17 protein-coding genes and 1 pseudogene are annotated in these 16141 nt (G+C 74.5%); 12 read left to right on the top strand and 6 right to left on the bottom strand.

Features of this window, described 5'->3' with window-relative positions; translation table 11 throughout:
- The first annotated feature begins 75 nt into the window (after nt 1–75).
- From ACFXDE_RS16810 to ACFXDE_RS16795, 4 genes are all read left to right on the top strand, one after another.
- Entirely contained in the window at nt 76–705 is a 630-nt protein-coding gene (locus ACFXDE_RS16810) for a TetR/AcrR family transcriptional regulator (RefSeq protein ID WP_380494862.1), read from the top strand.
- 324 nt (nt 706–1029) lie between these two features.
- Nucleotides 1030–1338 (top strand): ABC transporter permease, encoded by a 309-nt coding sequence (locus ACFXDE_RS16805; protein ID WP_380494860.1) that lies wholly within the window; start codon nt 1030–1032, stop codon nt 1336–1338.
- Nucleotides 1339–1362: 24 nt separating this feature from the next.
- A complete protein-coding gene (locus ACFXDE_RS16800; RefSeq protein WP_380494858.1) occupies nt 1363–2142 on the top strand; it encodes a hypothetical protein in 780 nt (259 codons plus the stop codon).
- Between the two features lie 6 nt (nt 2143–2148).
- On the top strand, nt 2149–3558 hold the full coding sequence (locus ACFXDE_RS16795) for a hypothetical protein (RefSeq protein WP_380494856.1): 1410 nt from the start codon (nt 2149–2151) through the stop codon (nt 3556–3558).
- Between the two features lie 120 nt (nt 3559–3678).
- Here the strand turns inward: ACFXDE_RS16795 and ACFXDE_RS16790 are convergent, their stop codons facing one another.
- From ACFXDE_RS16790 to ACFXDE_RS16775, 4 genes are all read right to left on the bottom strand, one after another.
- Complete coding sequence (locus tag ACFXDE_RS16790; protein WP_380494854.1) at nt 3679–4755, bottom strand: M14 family zinc carboxypeptidase; 1077 nt, start codon at nt 4753–4755, stop codon at nt 3679–3681.
- 17 nt (nt 4756–4772) lie between these two features.
- Complete coding sequence (locus tag ACFXDE_RS16785; RefSeq protein ID WP_380494852.1) at nt 4773–5102, bottom strand: hypothetical protein; 330 nt, start codon at nt 5100–5102, stop codon at nt 4773–4775.
- A 50-nt stretch (nt 5103–5152) separates the two neighbouring features.
- Nucleotides 5153–5929 (bottom strand): TetR/AcrR family transcriptional regulator, encoded by a 777-nt coding sequence (locus ACFXDE_RS16780; protein ID WP_380494850.1) that lies wholly within the window; start codon nt 5927–5929, stop codon nt 5153–5155.
- 100 nt (nt 5930–6029) lie between these two features.
- Nucleotides 6030–6674, bottom strand: coding sequence for a LysE family transporter (locus tag ACFXDE_RS16775; RefSeq protein WP_380494848.1), 645 nt, complete (start codon nt 6672–6674; stop codon nt 6030–6032).
- A gap of 206 nt (nt 6675–6880) precedes the next feature.
- Here ACFXDE_RS16775 and ACFXDE_RS16770 point away from each other — a divergent pair, with 206 nt between their 5' ends.
- Both ACFXDE_RS16770 and ACFXDE_RS16765 read left to right on the top strand, forming a co-directional pair.
- Nucleotides 6881–7510 (top strand): maleylpyruvate isomerase N-terminal domain-containing protein, encoded by a 630-nt coding sequence (locus tag ACFXDE_RS16770; RefSeq protein ID WP_380494846.1) that lies wholly within the window; start codon nt 6881–6883, stop codon nt 7508–7510.
- 129 nt (nt 7511–7639) lie between these two features.
- Nucleotides 7640–8005, top strand: a complete 366-nt coding sequence (locus tag ACFXDE_RS16765) for a hypothetical protein (RefSeq protein ID WP_380444103.1) — start codon at nt 7640–7642, stop codon at nt 8003–8005.
- A 50-nt stretch (nt 8006–8055) separates the two neighbouring features.
- Here ACFXDE_RS16765 and ACFXDE_RS16760 read toward each other — a convergent pair whose 3' ends face one another.
- Nucleotides 8056–8934 (bottom strand): lysozyme, encoded by an 879-nt coding sequence (locus ACFXDE_RS16760; protein ID WP_380494843.1) that lies wholly within the window; start codon nt 8932–8934, stop codon nt 8056–8058.
- A 318-nt stretch (nt 8935–9252) separates the two neighbouring features.
- Between ACFXDE_RS16760 and ACFXDE_RS16755 the strand changes: the two genes are divergently transcribed.
- The 3 genes from ACFXDE_RS16755 to ACFXDE_RS16745 all read left to right on the top strand — a co-directional run bounded on the left by ACFXDE_RS16755 (nt 9253) and on the right by ACFXDE_RS16745 (nt 14102).
- Nucleotides 9253–9789 carry a GNAT family N-acetyltransferase gene (locus ACFXDE_RS16755; protein ID WP_380444107.1) on the top strand — a complete coding sequence of 179 codons (537 nt, stop codon included), beginning with the start codon at nt 9253–9255 and terminating at the stop codon, nt 9787–9789.
- 250 nt (nt 9790–10039) lie between these two features.
- The gene (locus ACFXDE_RS16750) at nt 10040–11803 is read left to right on the top strand and encodes a glycosyltransferase family 2 protein (RefSeq protein WP_380494841.1); all 1764 of its coding nucleotides are present in this window, start codon (nt 10040–10042) and stop codon (nt 11801–11803) included.
- 136 nt (nt 11804–11939) lie between these two features.
- Complete coding sequence (locus ACFXDE_RS16745) at nt 11940–14102, top strand: acyltransferase family protein (protein ID WP_380494839.1); 2163 nt, start codon at nt 11940–11942, stop codon at nt 14100–14102.
- Between the two features lie 236 nt (nt 14103–14338).
- Here the strand turns inward: ACFXDE_RS16745 and ACFXDE_RS16740 are convergent, their stop codons facing one another.
- Nucleotides 14339–14992, bottom strand: coding sequence for a hypothetical protein (locus tag ACFXDE_RS16740; protein WP_380494837.1), 654 nt, complete (start codon nt 14990–14992; stop codon nt 14339–14341).
- Between the two features lie 152 nt (nt 14993–15144).
- On the opposite strand from ACFXDE_RS16740, the gene ACFXDE_RS16735 reads away from it, so the two are divergent.
- The 3 genes and pseudogenes from ACFXDE_RS16735 to ACFXDE_RS16725 all read left to right on the top strand — a co-directional run.
- Complete coding sequence (locus ACFXDE_RS16735) at nt 15145–15375, top strand: hypothetical protein (protein WP_380444115.1); 231 nt, start codon at nt 15145–15147, stop codon at nt 15373–15375.
- Between the two features lie 82 nt (nt 15376–15457).
- A complete protein-coding gene (locus tag ACFXDE_RS16730; protein WP_380444117.1) occupies nt 15458–15952 on the top strand; it encodes a hypothetical protein in 495 nt (164 codons plus the stop codon).
- A pseudogene (locus ACFXDE_RS16725) lies at nt 15949–16141 on the top strand (SAM-dependent methyltransferase); the annotation flags it as partial. The gene ACFXDE_RS16730 and the pseudogene ACFXDE_RS16725, both read left to right, overlap by 4 nt.

The raw sequence follows: 16141 nt of genomic DNA, 5'->3' as shown, positions 1-16141 counted from the left end.
GAACCGGGGACGTCCGGGGCGGCCGGCGCGAATGCGCGTACGAGTTCCCGGTGAGGATGATGCGAGGATGACGCCATGACCAGCACGCCCATCGCCGACCTCTGGCCCGCCCCGCCCGGCGGCACCGACTCCCGCCCCGAGGCGGCGTACCGGCTGCTCCAGGCCGCCGTCGAGTCCTTCGCCGAGCGCGGCTTCCACGCCACCACCACCCGCGACATCGCGACCGCCGCGGGGATGAGCCCGGCCGCGCTGTACATCCACTACCCGTCCAAGGCCGCGCTGCTCGCCGAGATCAGCCAGGCCGGGCACGCCGCGACGCTGGCGCTGGTCCGGCGGGCGGCGGCGGGCGAGGAGGAGCCGGCGCAGCGGATGCGGCGGCTGGTCGAGGAGTTCAGCGCCTGGCACGCGCGGGGCCGGATGGTCGGCCGGGTGGTCAACTACGAGCTGCACGCGCTGCCCGAGGACGCGTACGCGGTCGTCGCGGCGCTGCGGCTGGACATCGAGCGCGAGGTGAGCGCACTGATCGAGGAGGGCGTCGCGTCGGGCGCCTTCGCCGTCTCCGAGGTGCGCACGGCCGCCCGCGCGGTCACCTCGCTCGGCATCGACGTGTCCCGCTGGTACACCGACCGCAGCACCGAGACGCCGGAGGAACTCGGCCGCCGTTACGGCGAGTTGGTGCTGAGGATGCTCGGCGCGCAGGTCTGAGCGCCGAGCCCGCCGTTCCCGGCCTTGACCGGGCTCCCCGCGGCGAGCAGACTCGTATACGAAGTACGTGTGCCTCGTAGGTCTACAACGCAGGTGTACGCCGCAGGTGTACATCGCCGCCCGGAGCGCGCGGGCCCGACACCGCGCCGCCGCCCCGCCCGGCGAACTCCCAAGCGGTCGTGACACTCCGGAACCGAGCAGGAACGTCCAGCGAGAACCCCGCAAGATCCCCGAGCAGACCCCGCCCCGGGCCGTCCCGGCGCGGTCGTGCACCGCGCCATGAGCGGCCCGGGCGTTCCGGTCTGGAGAAGGGGAGGTGCAGTCATGCCCTTCCAGCCCTTCCAGTTCTTCGAGTCCTTCCAGTCCCGCGAACCAGCCCGTCGCGAGAGCCGGGTCCGGCCCCGCTTCTGGCTGGAGACCGCCCTCGGCAGCCTCTCCGGGCTGCTGTTCCTGATCACCCTGGTGTGGCCGCAGTGGATCGAGACCCTGCTCGGCGTCGACCCGGACGCCGGCAGCGGAGCCGCCGAGTGGCTCGTCGTCGCGCTCGCCGCGGCCGTCACCGCCGCCTGCGCCCTCGGCGCGCGGACCGAGTGGCGCCGGACGCACCCGTCCGCCGCCCGCGCCGCGCACTGACCGCGCCACCCAAGGAGGATCGCCATGACCGATCCCACACCGGCCGCGGCCCCCGCGGTGCCGCCCGGCGAGATCACCGACCTCGTCCGGCGCACCCCGCTGAGCTTCGTCGGCACCGTGACCCGCACCGGCGGTACCCCGCTGTCGACCGTGGAGGCCGACCAGCACACCGCCGTCGTCCGGGTCGACCACGTCCTGCACGCGCCCGACGCGTTCCGGCGGCTCGCCGGCAGCCGGGTCACCGTGCAGCTGAAGGCCGATGCTCCCCGGCTGGAGGTCGGCGACTCGGCCGCGTTCTTCACCGAAGGCCTGCACTACGGCGCCGACCTCGCCGTCACCGAGGTCGGCCGCCTGCCCGCCCACGCCGTCCGCCCGCACATCGCCCTCGCGGCGACGACCGCCGACGAACTGCCGTTCTCCGCCGTGCTGCGCGAGATCCACCGGCAGGACCTCGCCGTGCACGCCCGGGAGGCCGATGCCGTGCTGCTCGGCACGGTGACCGGGCTGGAGCGGCTGGACGGGGCGGGCCCCCGCTCCGAACACGACCCGCACTGGTGGCGGGCCGGCCTGGACGTCGAGCACGTGGAGCGGGGCACGGTCCCCGACCGCACCGTCCGGGTGCTGTACCCCAACAGCCGTGACCGCCACTGGAACCACGTTCCCAAGCCCGCGGCCGGCCAGAGCGGGCTGTGGCTCCTGCACGCGACCGAGGGCGACCAGCGGGAGCTGGCGCCGTACGCGCTGCGGGACGCCGACGACTACCAGCCGGCGCACCGGCTCGCCGCGCTGCGCGAAGGGATGTGAGCCGGCATGCCCACCTTCAAGGTCGTCGACCTGACCCCCAAGGCGTTGAGCGGCGAGTCCGAGCAGGACTCCGAGCCGTTCCTCGCGGTCAATCCGGAGAAGCCCACCGAGATGGTGGCGACCGCCTTCACCTCCGACCCGATGGGCGGCCGGTTCGCGCCGGTGTACGTGTCCACGGACGGCGGGAACACCTGGTCGCTGAACACGATCGTCCCGGGCGGGGGGCGGGGCTTCGGCACGGGCGACATCACCGTGGCGTTCGCGGACCGGGGCGGTGCCCTCTACGCGGGCATCCTGAACGGCGTGGCCGCCTTCCGGCAGAACAAGACCCTCCTGCAGATCCTGCGCGCGCCGTCCCTCACGTCGACCGCCCCGATGGAGGTCCTCGTCAGCCGGGACCAGGTGGACCAGCCGTGGACCATCGCCGACACCGTCGCGAGCGCCGGCGCAGACCACGACCGCGTCCTCGTCGGCAACAACAACTTCAACCACCCGTCCCCGACCTCCCAGACCGCCACCGTGGACGTCTCCGCCGACGCCCGGACGGCCCGCGCCCCGGCCGGCTTCGCGTCCACCGGCATCGAACGGCGCACCCCGGACGGTCAGGACGGCCCGCCGGTCAGGCTGGCCCTGCACCCCGACGGCACGGTCTACGCGGCGTTCGAGAGCTGGACGTCCACGACCGCCGTCCAGGCCGTCTCCGACGTCACCTTCGACGTCGTGGTGACCCGCGACGACAGCGCCGGCGCCGGGGCCAATCCGTTCCAGGACCTCAAGGACGCCACCGACAGCAGCCCGGGCCAGCGGGTGGCGACCGGCCGCTTCGTGGCCTTCAACTCGACCCTGGGGCAGGAACGCCTCGGCGGTGACCTGACCATCGCGGTCGACCCGAAGGACGCGGACAGCGTCTGGATCGCCTGGTGCGACCGGGTCGGCGGAGCGGGCGGCACCGACAACACCCTGCACGTCCGGCACTCGGCCGACCGTGGCCAGAGCTGGGCGCAGGCGCGCCAGGACATCACCGACGTCAAGAACCCGGCGCTGGCCGTCAACTCCGCCGGTCTGGTCGGCCTGGCCTACCAGAAGTTCGCCGACAACCAGTGGACGACGGTCCTGGAGACCACCGCGGACGGCTGGAAGAGCACGCCGGAGACCACTGTGCTCCACCAGGCCCCCGCCGACGTGCCCGTGGCCGTCGGCCTGCCGTACCTCGGCGACTACATCCGGCTGCTCACGGTCGGCGCCGACTTCTACGGCGTGTTCTCGGGCAACAACACCCCCGACAACGCCAACTTCCCGGTGGGCGTGACGTACCAGCGCAACGCGGACTTCACGACCCACCAACTGCTCGATGTCGACGGCACCTCCGGCGTGGCGGTGTCGATCGACCCGTTCTTCTTCCACCGGGCCGCCTGAGCAGACGAGTTGCAGACGCCTTGGAGCGCCCGCCACGACCGGTCGTGGCGGGCGCTCCGCTGTCGGGCACTATGGCTCAGGGGATTTCACTCAGGGGGTTTCACGCGGTGGCAGGGGCTTTCACGCGGTGGCCAGGCAGAACGCCACGAGGCCCGCGTCCACGTCGAGGATGATCTTCTCCATGTCCGCCCACTTCGGGTGGAACTCCGTTCCCCACTCGACGGTGAACCCGAGCACCCTGCCCTTCTGCGGGTCGACGAAGTGCCGCGCGAACGCGTAGTCGTCGCTGGTCCCGCTGGTCGGGTACAGGTTGAACCCGGTCTTCGGCGTGTAGACGATCCCGCGGACGCTCGCGACGCCCTGGCAGAACCGCTCGGCGAGCAGCACCTCGTTGTCGACGTCGCCCTTGTCGATGTACTCGGCGTAGTCGAGGTCGTTCGCGACGCCCCGCCTGTGGTCGAACGTCGCGTTCTGGAAGTTCATCCGGGGGTTGTCGGACTGGTTGTCGTCGTCGCCCCAGTTGTAGAGCATGTCCTCGGAGTAGCTGTGCACGTCGATCAGCCAGCCGGTGCGCGGGTACTGGTCGAGCAGCCAGCGGACGTTGCGGGTCTCGGGCTCGGAGAACGCGTGCGGGCCCGCGTAGACCATCGGATCGCACGGGTTGGTCGACATGTGGGTGACGTCGGCGGCCGGCGAGAAGGCGGTGGTGAAGTCGAAGAGGAAGTCGTAGTTGCGGTTGAGGTCGACGCCGGTGCAGCCGGGGGCCGGGTTCCCGCCGCCGTAGGCCGGGTTGCGGTTCTTGCGCCACATCGGCTGGACGGTCTGGCTGTAGAGCCGGCCGTCGGGGTTGACGAGCGGGAGGAGCACCAGGTCCAGGCGTTGGAGCAGCCCGCTCACCTGGGCGGCGGTGTACGTCGCGCCGCCGTAGCCGAGGCCGGTGCCGTTCTGGTGGGCCTCCAGCAGGTCGGCGGCGAGGTGCACGAGGATCTCGCAGCTGCCCCACTCGCGGGCGTGCACGCCGCCGAGCATGACGACGGCGTCCTTGGGGAAGGGCGCGGGGGCGCCGATCTTCAGCGCGTGGATCGTCCGGTTCTCGACGGAGGTCTCGGGCAGGTCGACGAGTTGGGCGAGGCCCGGGTACGCGGTGGCGAGGTTCTCCAGCGCGGACTCGACCTCGACGATGTTCAGGTACGGCATGACGCTCTCCTCCCAGGTCAGCCGGGGAGCTTGGCGGCCAGGCCGCGCGGCACGGCGCCTTCGGCGAACCGGTTGCCGGTGCCGACCTCGGCCTGGGCGGCCCGGCCCTTGGCGCTGGCGTTCGCGATCCGGACGACCGTGACGCCCTCGCGTTCGAGGGCGGGGATCCGTTCCTCCGGGACGTACGCGTCGATGCCGACGCTCCCGTCGGGGGCGATGCTCGGGCTGCCGCCCCTGTCGGGGCGGACCTCGCGCAGGAGCGCGCGCAGGGTGTCCGCGTCCCTGGCGGTGACGCGGACGCGGAGAATGTCGTCGGGGAGTGGTTCGTTGGGAACGGCGGACATCATGGCGGCCTCTTTCGGGCGCGGGGGATATGTCCGACGTGTACCTCGTATCCTCAGGATGCGCCGCCGCCGTAGAACCCGTCAAGCGGGGACGGGGGCATCCGGTCGAGCAGGCTGTCCAGGCCGGCCAGCAGCTCCGCCTCGTCGTCGAAGTCCGCGAACCGGGGCACCAGCGCGCGCAGCCGGGGGTAGTCGGCGGCGGACAGCCGGTGCAGGCCCAGGCGCAGCGCCGGGTCCGGCTCGGCCTCGTTGTCGACGACCTGGCGCTTGTCGACGAGCATGCAGCCGAGGCTCCAGGCGACGAAGGCGCGGTAGACGGTGAGCGCGGTGGAGTCGTCGAAGCCGGCCCGGCCGAGGACGGCGAGGATGTGCTCGGTGAGGTCGAGCACGGACGCGGGCCGGCGGGCCATCGGCACGGCGAGCGGGCGGGTGGCGACGAGCGGCAGGATCTCGGGGTGGGCGTGCGCGACGGCGGCGAACGTCCGCGCGATGCGGCGCAGTTCGGCGCGCCAGGCGGGCTCCGGGGTCTGCGCGGAGCTGCGCAGTCGCTCGTTGACCTCGCCGAAGTAGGCCTCGATCAGTCCGTCGAGCAGCGCCTCCTTGCCGGGGGTGTAGCGGTAGAGGGCCATGGACTCGACGCCGAGCTCCCCGGCCAGGCGCCGCATGGTGAGCGCCGCGAGGCCCTCGCGGTCGACGAGTGCGACGGCCGTGCGCAGCACCAGCGGACGGTTCAGGCGTCCCCGCTTCTCGGGGCCCTCGTGTGCGCGGCTGTCGGGTGCGGGGCCGACCTGACCGGTGTCGTCCGGCCCGGGGCTGTCCTGCTCGGCCATGTCCGCACTCCTTCGCGGTGGGGGACGGCGAGGGATGTCCAGGGATACGAATCCAGGATACAAGGTAAATGTGCTACCGAAGCGGATGAACTGCTCCGATTCAGGGTGAACCGGGCGCACCGGCGAGGAGGTGCACCGCCAGCCCGCCGATCACCGCCGCGGAGGCGAATGCCGTGAGCAGCCGGGCGCGCGGGCCGGTGAGCGCCCGGCCCAGCAGGGCCCCGCCGGTGGCGAGCAGGAGCTGCCAGCTGGCGGAGGCCGCGAACGCGGCGGCGACGAAAACCGCCCGCCCGGCCGCGCCCGGAGCCGCGCCCGGAGCCGTGTCCTGCCGGCCGAGGACGAGTGCGGCGAAGTAGAGCACGGTGAGCGGGTTCATCAGCGTGATGCCGAGCAGCGTGAGGTAGGCCCTGGCCGGTCCGGGCGGTGCGGCCTCGACGGCTTGCCCGGACCGGAACCCGGCGCGGAGCGCGGTGACGGCCGTCCGGACGGCGAGGGCGAGCAGCACCAGCGCCGAGGCGATCCGCAGCGGCCCGGCGACCGGCGTGAGCAGCGGCGCCAGCCCGGCCCCGCCGACGGCGGCGAGCAGCGCGTACAGCCCGTCGGCCGTGGCCACGCCGAGGGCCGCGCAGGCCCCGGTGCGCAGCCCGGTGCGGGTGGTGAGTGCCACGAGGTAGGCCCCGACGGCCCCGACCGGGACGGCGATGCCGTAGCCGGCGAGGAGCCCCGGGACGAGCTCGGCGCTCACGCGTGGGCGCGGTCGGGCCTCCGGGGGCGGCGGCGCTGCTGCTGGGCCCGGGCCGGGCGGGCGGCGGGGGCAAGCGGCAGCGGGCGGGCGGAGGTCCTGGTCATGCCCCGATCGTGGGGTCTCAAGTGCCCATCCGGCAACCGGTTTTCCGGGCCGTTCGGTTACGGTGGGCGCACGTTGTCCGCGCCCCTGCCGGAGGAGACCGAATGACCCGTCACATCGCCCCCGCGACCGAGCTGTTGGCCGAGGCCTGGCTCTCCTGGGCGGAACGCGGCAAGGGGCTGGACGCCGAGACGTGGGCCCGGCAGACCCGGCTGCCGGAGTGGACGGTCCTGGACCTGTTCGCGCATGTCGCCCCCAGCGCCGAATCGTTCACGCAGCTGCGCTCCGCCATCGTCGACGGCCCGGCGAAGGTGGAGTCCGCTGCCGACATCCTGCGTTTCTTCAACCAGCCGGGCGGTCTCGCGCACACCGCCGCCGGGCAGGTCGCCGACGCCGCGAAGCAGACCGCCGCCGGGACGGACCCGGCCGGGCTGATCGCCCGCTTCGAGGTCGAGGGCCCTGCCGCGCTGGCCGGCTACGCGGACCTCCCGCCCGACACCGTCGCCGCCCACCCGCTCCTCGGCACCGTGCGGATCGGCGCGCTGGCCGAGGTGGCGCTCATGGAGGCGACCGTCCACCTGCTCGACCTGATCGCGGCCGTCGGCGGCCCGCCGCCCGCCGACGCGGCCCTGCGCGCGGTCCGCGCGCTGCTCGCCGAGGTGGCCGACCCGGTCGCGTTCATCGAGGCGGCGTCGGGCCGTTCGGACGCCGCGGTGCTCCCCGTGATCCGCTGACCCGAGTCCTCGTCGGATCCTCGTCGGATCCTCGTTGGGTCCTCGTTGGGTCCTCCACCGCAGGTCAGGCGTACGATGTGCGCCGGAACCCCGCAAGGGGGGAATTCGGGGACGACGGGGGATGGGCCGATGTTCGACATCGCGTGGTGGATCGTGCCGGCAGTGCTGTACGGCGGCGGGTACGTCGCCAACAACGCCCGCCGGGCGCTGAAGACGCGGCACGAGCGCAAGCTGGAGCTGCTGGACGCGGCCGACCGCCAGCAGGCCGCGCTGGAGGCGGCCAAGCGCCCGCCGGAGCCGGTCTGCGGCTGCACGCACCACCTGGCCAAGCACGACAAGCAGGGCCGCTGCCACGAGGAGGTCGAGGCGCCCACCGCGTGGGACGCCGAGCGCCGGCCGGTGCAGTTCGAGCCGCGCCAGTGCAACTGCCAGCAGTACGTGGGCCCCGAGCCGCTCGGGACGGTCTTCGCCCAGGACCTCGTCGACCCGCGCTGAGCGCGACGCAGGGGAGCCCCCGGGCATCTGCCGGGGGCTCCCTTCGCGCGTCAGCCGGCGGCGAGCGCCTGGAGGCGGTCGTAGGCGCCGTTGAAGAGGTCCTGGTCGCCGGGGAAGGTGCCGGAGGAGGCGTACTGCCAGATGGTCTGGTAGCCCCAGCCGTTCGGCAGGGTGCCGGGCGAACTGGCGTAGCGGGCTATCCAGAGCGGGTTGGTGGCGCCGAAGTCACCGTTGTTGCCGGTGCACTGGGACCACCAGTTGGTCGTGGTGTAGATCGTCGGGTAGCGGCCGGTGCGGGCGAGGACGGTGTCGCTGAAGGAGTGGATCCAGGCGACCATGGCGCCCTGGCTCAGCCCGTAGCAGGTCGCGCCGTACGGGTTGTACTCGATGTCGAGCGCGGGCGGCAGCGTGACGCCGTCGGCGGACCAGCCACCGCCGTGGTCCACCAGGAAGTCGGCCTGGGTGGCGCCGGAGGAGCGGTCCGGCAGCGCGAAGTGGTAGGCGCCGCGGATCAGCCCGGCGTCGTAGGAGCCGTTGTACTGCTGTGCGAAGGACGGGTTCCGGTACGTGGTGCCCTCGGTCGCCTTGACGTAGGCGAAGGTGGCGCCGTTGGCGGCGGCCGTGGCCCAGTCGACGCTGCCCTGCCAGCCGGAGACGTCCATCCCGGCGGTCTGGGTGACGGCGAGCGAGCGGATCGCGGCCGGGTCGGCGTCGCCGCCCTCGTGCGCGGCGACCGTGGAGCCGGCGAAGTCGAGCTCGGGGTGGTCGCCGCGGGCGGCGGGTGCGGCGGCGGGCGCGGGATCGTCCGCGTACGCCGGGGCGGCGGCGCCCGCGACGAGCGCGACGGTCGCGGCCAGCGCGGCGAGCGTGGTGCGGCGGCGGGTCGCGGTGGATCTGGTGGTGCGGGCGGAGCGGGAAGTGCTGGACATGAACACTCCTCTGGTCCGGTGCGTGGCGGCCCAATGGGGCCGGTGTGGCGGGGAGTTGGCCCGGCCGGGGAGCAGAGTAGCCATGCACCCGCCAGGAAGACCAGACGCCGGGGCCACATCCTGAACCGCCGCCCCGTGTGGCGGGGTGACACCGCGCGCCCCGGACGTCCGCCCGTTGCCCGTGCGCCTCCCGTTTGTCGTCCGCGGTTCGCCCCGGGCCTGCCGGTCAGGGGTCTCCACGGCTGTGACACGATGCCCGCAAGGCCGCCCCACCTGGGCCGATCGCGACAGACCAGAGCAAGCGGAAGGACCGCCCCCATGACCGAGACCGCTCACCCGCCCGTCTTCCGTCCGGCGACCGCCGCCGACGTGCCCGCACTCGTCGCCCTCGTCGAGTCCGCCTACCGCGGCGACTCCAGCCGCACCGGCTGGACCACCGAGGCCGACCTCCTGGACGGTCAGCGCACCGACGCCGACGCCGTCGCCGAGGCGGTCGGGGACCCCGACGGCGTCGTCCTGGTCGCCGAGCGGGACGGCGAACTCCTCGCCTGCTGCCAGCTGGAACGCCACGCCGGCCACGCCTACTTCGGCATGTTCTCGGTGCGCCCCGGCCTCCAGGGCGGCGGCCTCGGCCGGTCCGTGCTGGCCGAGGCGGAGCGGCTCGCGGGGGAGGAGTGGGGCGTCACGGTGCTGGAGATGAAGGTGATCGAGCAGCGCGCCGACCTCATCGCCTGGTACGAGCGCCGCGGCTACCGCCGGACCGGCGTCTACACGCCGTTCCCGTACGGCGACGAGCGCTTCGGCATCCCGCGCCGCGAGGACCTGCGCTTCGAGACGCTGACGAAGGAGATCTGACCCTTTCCACGACGGGAGCGGTCGCGGTCCCGACGCCCCCGGACGTTGCCCACGAGGCACGGCCGGGGGCGTCTTCTCGTGTCCGGATCCATGATCCCTGGAGGGCGGTCCCGAGCTGATGTGCCGTCAAAGTCGCTGACCAGCACCGATGCGGAGATGTCATACCTCGTTCATGATTGGTCTAGGCCAATGTGAGACCCTGGGCTCGAACGGCCGACGTTCCGTCCCACTCCCAGGGGGCCAATTCCGCATGCCCGTACTCCATGGCACCGCCATGCCCGCACCCGACACCGGCCCGCGCCGGACACCCGATCCGGGCCGGCCCGACGACCCCGACCGCCCGGACCGCCCTGACGACCACCGACTGCCCGCCCCGCCCGGCGACGACGAGCTCTACTGGTACTTCGGCCCGCAACGCCGCTGGGTGCCGCTGTGCGCGACGCTCTCCTACGCCGGAGCCACCGCCACCCTCGGCCTGTTCGCCCTGAGCCGGCCGCTGCTCTGGCCCTTCCTGCTCCTCACCGTCCTCAACGCGGCCACCTGGCTGCTCTCGCTCACCGACGGCCAGCGCGCCCGCCGCTACACGCGCGACTCGCACGACCTGCTGATCCGCGCCTGGCGGCCCGCCCGGCACCCCGGCGTCGACCTGCTGCTGCCCACCGCCGGAGAGCCGCTGGCCGTCCTCGACAACGCCTACCGGCACACCGCCGCCGTCCACTGGCCCGGCGAACTCACCGTCCTCGTCCTCGACGACGCCGCCCGCCCCGAGGTGCGCGAACTCGCCGAGTCCTACGGCTTCCGCTACCGCGCCCGGCCCGACCGCGGCCGGTTCAAGAAGGCCGGCAACCTCAACCACGGCCTCGCCGAGGGCGACGGCGAGATCATCGCCGTCCTCGACGCCGACTTCTGCCCGCGCCCCGACTTCCTGCACCACCTGGTGCCCTACCTCGACACCCCCGAGGTCGGCATCGTGCAGAGCCCGCAGTGCTTCGACACGGACGCCGACATGTCCTGGCTCGAACGCGCCGCCGGAGCCACCCAGGAGATCTTCTACCGCTGGATCCAGCCCTCCCGGGACGCGCAGGACGGCACCGTCTGCTGCGGCACCAACGCCCTCTACCGCCGCGCCGCACTGATGCGCGTCGGCGGCTTCGCCGAGACCGACCACAGCGAGGACCTCTACACCGGCCTCTCGCTCGCCCGCGCCGGGTGGACCACCCGGTACGTGCCGGCCCTGGTCGCCAAGGGCATGTCGCCCACCGGCCTGCCCGCCTTCATCAGCCAGCAGTACCGCTGGTGCCTCGGCTCCCTGGCCCTCGTCCGCGACCCGGACTTCCGCCGGGGACCGCTGCCCCGCTCCGCCCGGCTCTGCTTCTGGAACGGCATCCTCGGCTACGTGACGAGCGCGGTGAACGTCTTCGCCGTTCCGCTGCCCGCCCTGATCATGCTGTTCTTCGCCCCGGACGACATCCGGCCCTGGCAGGTCCTGCCCTTCCTGCCGCCGATCTGGGTCGCGCTCGTCCTGCTGCCCGCGATGTCCCGCACCCGCTGGCGCTTCGAGGTCACCCGCGTCCAACTCCTCGGCGGGCTCTGCCACGTGGTCGCCATCGCGCACGCGCTGCGCCGCCGCAGCGCCGACTGGGTGCCCACCGGCGCCGTGTCGCGCGGCGGCTCGCTCGCCCGGACCGTCGCCCGGATCGGCGTCGGCTGGCTCGGGCTCGTCGTCCTCGCGGGCGCCGCCGGACTCGGCCGCGCCGTCGCCGAGCACGGCTGGCGGCCGTACTGGGCGCTCAGCGCGCTCCTCGCGCTCACCGCGTACACGATCGTCCCGCTCATCAGGGCCCTGTGGCCCCTGCTGCGCGGCGGCAACGGAGCCGCCGTCGCCGACGTCGCCCCGCCCGCGCGGCGCCGCACCGACCCGGGCTTCGGCCGGGCCGAGGCCGTCGCCGTCACCGCCGTGCTGCTGCTCTGCGGCCTGCTGGCGTCCGGCTGGGCCGACCCGCTGGTCTTCTGACCCGCGCCCCCCTTACGAGCCCTACGAGCTCTTCCCTTCCTTGCGCGTCGCCCCACCGGCGCGGACCCGCCGCCCGGCCGCCCCATCGGCCAGGCGGCCCCCGATCCCCGCTGCCTGCCCAGCAAGGAGCCCCGCCGTGCCGACGGCCGTACCACCGGCGAGCGCCGAACCGCCGACCTCATCCGACTCCGACACCGCCTCCGACTCCGCGTCCCTGCTCCCCGGCGTCGTCCGGGTCGAGCGGCCCGTCGTTCCCGCAGCCGTTCCCGTTACCGCAGCCGACCCCGTGCCCGTTCCCGATGCCGGCGCGCCGCGCAAGCGTGCCGCCTTCCGTCCCGACGTCGAGGGCCTGCGGGGCGTCGCCGTCCTGTCCGTCCTCGCCTACCACGCCGCCGTGCCCGGCCTCACCGGCGGCTACGTCGGCGTCGACGTCTTCTTCGTCATCTCCGGATTCCTCATCACCGGCCTGCTGACCGGCAGTTCGTCCGGCGGTTCGTCCGGCCGTCCGCCCGGCCTCGTCGACTTCCTCGCCCGCCGCGCCCGCCGCATCCTGCCCGCCGCCGCCGTCGTGCTCGTCGCCACCGCCGTCGCGGGCGGCGTCCTGCTCGACCCGCTGCGCGGCACCGACCTCGCCCGCGACCTGATCGCCGCCGCCGGGCAGTACGCCAACTGGCGGTTCGTCGGGCAGCAGACCGACTACCTCGCCGCCGGGCGCGACCCGAGCCCGCTCCAGCACTTCTGGTCGCTCGGCGTCGAGAACCAGTTCTACCTCCTGTGGGGGGTCCTGCTGCTCGGCCTCGCCCGCCACCTCCACGGCCGCCGCCGCACCGCCGCCACCCTCCTCGTGACGGCGGGCGTCGGTGCCGCCTCGCTGGTGCTGTGCATCCAGTGGACGCAGACATCGGCGCCGCTCGCGTACTTCTCCACCGTCGGCCGGCTCTGGGAGTTCACGGCGGGGGCGCTGGCGGCGCTGCTCGGCGGGGTGCTCGGCCGCGGTGGGTGGGCACGGCGGATCGTCGGGTGGGGCGGCCTCGCGGCCGTCGTCGCGCCCGTCCTCCTGTACGACCACACCACGCCCTTCCCCGGCACCGCCGCACTCCTGCCCGTCCTCGGCACCGCCGCGGTCCTCCTCGCCGGCCCGGGAGGTGCACCGGACGCCGGACGGCTCCTCGCCACCCGCCCGCTGCGCGCCGCCGGGCGCCTCTCGTACGCGTGGTACCTGTGGCACTGGCCGGTGCTGACCATCGCCCAGGCCCGGTACGGCACGCTGTCCTGGCCCGTCCAGCTCGCCCTCGTCGCGGCCGCCGCCCTGCCCGCCTGGCTCACCCTGCGGCTCGTCGAACAGCCCCTGCGGTACGGCAGCAGCCCGGCCCCGCGCCGAGGCCTCGCCGTCGGCGCCAGCGCGCTCGTCATCCCGCTGATCGCCGGCCTCACCCTCGGCGGCGGCACCGTCCGCGCCCTCGGCACCGCCGACACGCCGACCGTCGCCCCGGCCGGCGCCGTCGACGGGCCCGGCCTCCTCGCCCCCGGCACGCGCGTCACCGGGCTCACGCCGTCGCTCGCGCGCGCCCGGGCCGACTTCCCGCCCGGCAAGGGCTGCGAGATCCCGCTCAACGCCGACACCAGCCCGCGCTGCCTGTTCGGCGACGAGAACAGCCCCGACCGCGTCGTCCTGCTCGGCGACTCGCACGCCGGACAGTGGATCTCGGCCGGCATCGCCATCGCCGAACAACGGCACTGGGCCCTGGAGGTCCTCGTCAAACCCGGCTGCCCGCTGGCCACCCTCACCGTGCGCAACGACGTCCTCGGCCGGACGTTCGACGAGTGCGACCGCTGGCGCGAGAACACCCTCACCCGGCTCGCCACCGGACCCAGGCCACGCCTGATCCTCATGGCCGGCCTCAACCGCTACGGCAGCCAGGACGAACGCACCCGAGGCTGGACCCGCACCCTCGACCGCCTCGCCGCCACCGGTGCGCCCCTCGCCTACCTCGGCGACACCCCGATGGCCGGCAAGGACGTCCCCACCTGCCTCGCCGCCTCCGACGGCCGCTCCGACGCCTGCTTCTTCCCCCGGGCCACCGCCTTCGAGCCCGACCCGATGCTCGACGGCGGCCTGGCGGCGCGGTACGGCGTCCGCGTGGTGGACGTCGGCCCGCTCCTCTGCCCGGGCAGCGGCCCCGACTGCCCGGCGGTCCTTGAGGGCGTGGTCCTGTACCGCGACACCGGCCACATCACCGACACGCTGGCGCGCGTGCTGGCACCGCGGCTGGACAGGGCACTTCTGGGCCCGGCCTGACGGCCGGGGCGCGACGTGCGTCGAGGGGTGAGCCGGCCCCGCCCGGGCAGGGCGCAGGCGGGGCCGGCCCGGCGGCGATCGTCGCCGAACGGGACCGCCGGGTGCACCACCGGCCGACCGGACGGACCGTCGAGTCCCCACCTGGGAATGCGGCCGCGAGACGGGCCAAGCCCCGCATCACCTCGTGGCTTCGGGCCTCCCCGCCGCACACCACCGACCCCCTTCGAGCCGACCGGCTAGCCGTAGATGCTCCGGCAGAGGCGGGCCTGTTCCGAGTCGGCGGACCAGCGGCCGATGCGTTCGGCCTGGTCGCAGAGGGAGCCCGGGCCCAGGGTCGGGGGCTTCCCCGGCGGGCCGGCCCGTCCGGCGGAGGACGCCGCCGGGGCGGAGGTCGGGTGGGGCGTCGTGTGCGGGGCGCGGCTCGACTTCGGGTGCGGGCCCGAGGCGTGTTCCGTCGCCGTCGGCTCCTCCTCCGCCATGGGTGCGACGCTGCCCGCGTTCGCCGACTCGCCGCCCGCGGGGGTCGGCGCGGGCAGCGGGGACGGCGCCGGCGTCACCGGGCGCGGAGGGACCGGCAGCAGGCGCGGCGCCGCCGGGACGGACGGGGACGGCGAGGCCGCCTGCGGCACGGCCACCACGGACACCTCGTCGCCCGCCCCCGGCCCGCACATCGCCAGGACGGCCGCCATCAGCGCCACCGTCCCCAGCGCCGCGGCCGCCCACGTCCTCCGCGAGCGCTTCGGGGCGGGCGCCGCCGGCGGTGGCACGTCGGGCGGCGGCGGGGGGACGGACGTGTAGGCGGGCCCGGTCGGCGGCGGGGCGGGAACCGGCGGTGGCTGCCAGGCCTGCTGCGGCCACTGCCACTGCCCGCCGCTGGGCTGCCCTGTCATGTCGATGTCCTCCTGCGTCCGGTACCCCCCGGTTCGTGGCGTGCTTCGTGCTCAACGAGCCACCGGGCCCAACGGGCGCGCCGAAACCCGGACATGACCCGGAAGAGGGTTCCGGACGGGCGCGGATTGCCATCGCGCCACATATTGGGGGCATGGAGACCAACAGCACGTCCGGCCACCTGGTCGATGTCGCGGAGTTCCGCACCGACAGCCGCTACCGGCTGGTCCACTTCGAGGGCCACGGCTGGGAGCCGCTGGCCCCCGAGGAGTTCGAGCCCCGGATCCACCAGCTGTTCCCCGACGTCGACCCCCACGACCCCGCGCGCGTCCACTGGGCCGACCGCCCGTGGGAGTGGCCCGCCTGGCACGCGGGGGAGGCCTGACCGCGCCCGGCGCCCCCGCGCCCGGAGCCCTCGCGCCCGTGCCCTCCCTCCCGGCATGATCCGGCGGCGCTAGGCTGTTCGGGTGAGCGACCACTTCTGGCGGCGCCTGCCCGGGCAGGCCGTGGACACCAGCTCGCCGACCGAACTCGGCGCGCTCGTCCCCTCCCGGTACGACGCGGGCTTCGCCGAGCTGACGGCCGCCGGGCTCGCCCTGGCCGTACGGCGCACCGCGCGGCTGATGGCGCTCGCCCTCACCGAGAACGGCCTGCACCCCGATCCGGCGGCCCGCCTGCCCCTCCACGGCGGCGCACCGCGCCCGGCGGGGGAGCCCGACGTGCTCGTGCTGCGCCCCGAACAGGTCGCCGCCGCCTCGGTGTTCCTGCGGGGCTCGGCCCTCGGCGAGCTGGTCCGCCAGCAGGACCCGGTGCTCGCGCGGACCGTCGTCGCGCTCGGCTTCGCGACCCCGTGGTCCGAGACCCTCGCCGCCGAGGTCGTCGCCGACCTGCGGGAGCTGCGGGACTTCTTCGCGGACGCGGCGGCGGCCGGCGATGCGGTGATCATGCGGGGGGCATTGTGAACGGGCCGTCCGGCACGGCGGGTTACGGCGCCGAGGCGCAGGCGTTGGCCCTCCAGTACGAGAGCGTCACCTTCGCCGAGGTGCACCGCGAGATGCTCCACCTCTTCCCTGCGCCGCCCGCCGCCGTCCTCGACGTCGGCGCCGGCACCGGGCGCGACGCGGCGGCCCTCGCCGCCCTCGGTCACTCGG

This window comes from Kitasatospora sp. NPDC059408 (genome assembly GCF_042751525.1).
GTDB lineage: Bacteria > Actinomycetota > Actinomycetes > Streptomycetales > Streptomycetaceae > Kitasatospora.
The sequence above is the reverse complement of the archived record's forward strand: the minus strand, read 5'-3'. Positions and strand labels throughout refer to the sequence as shown.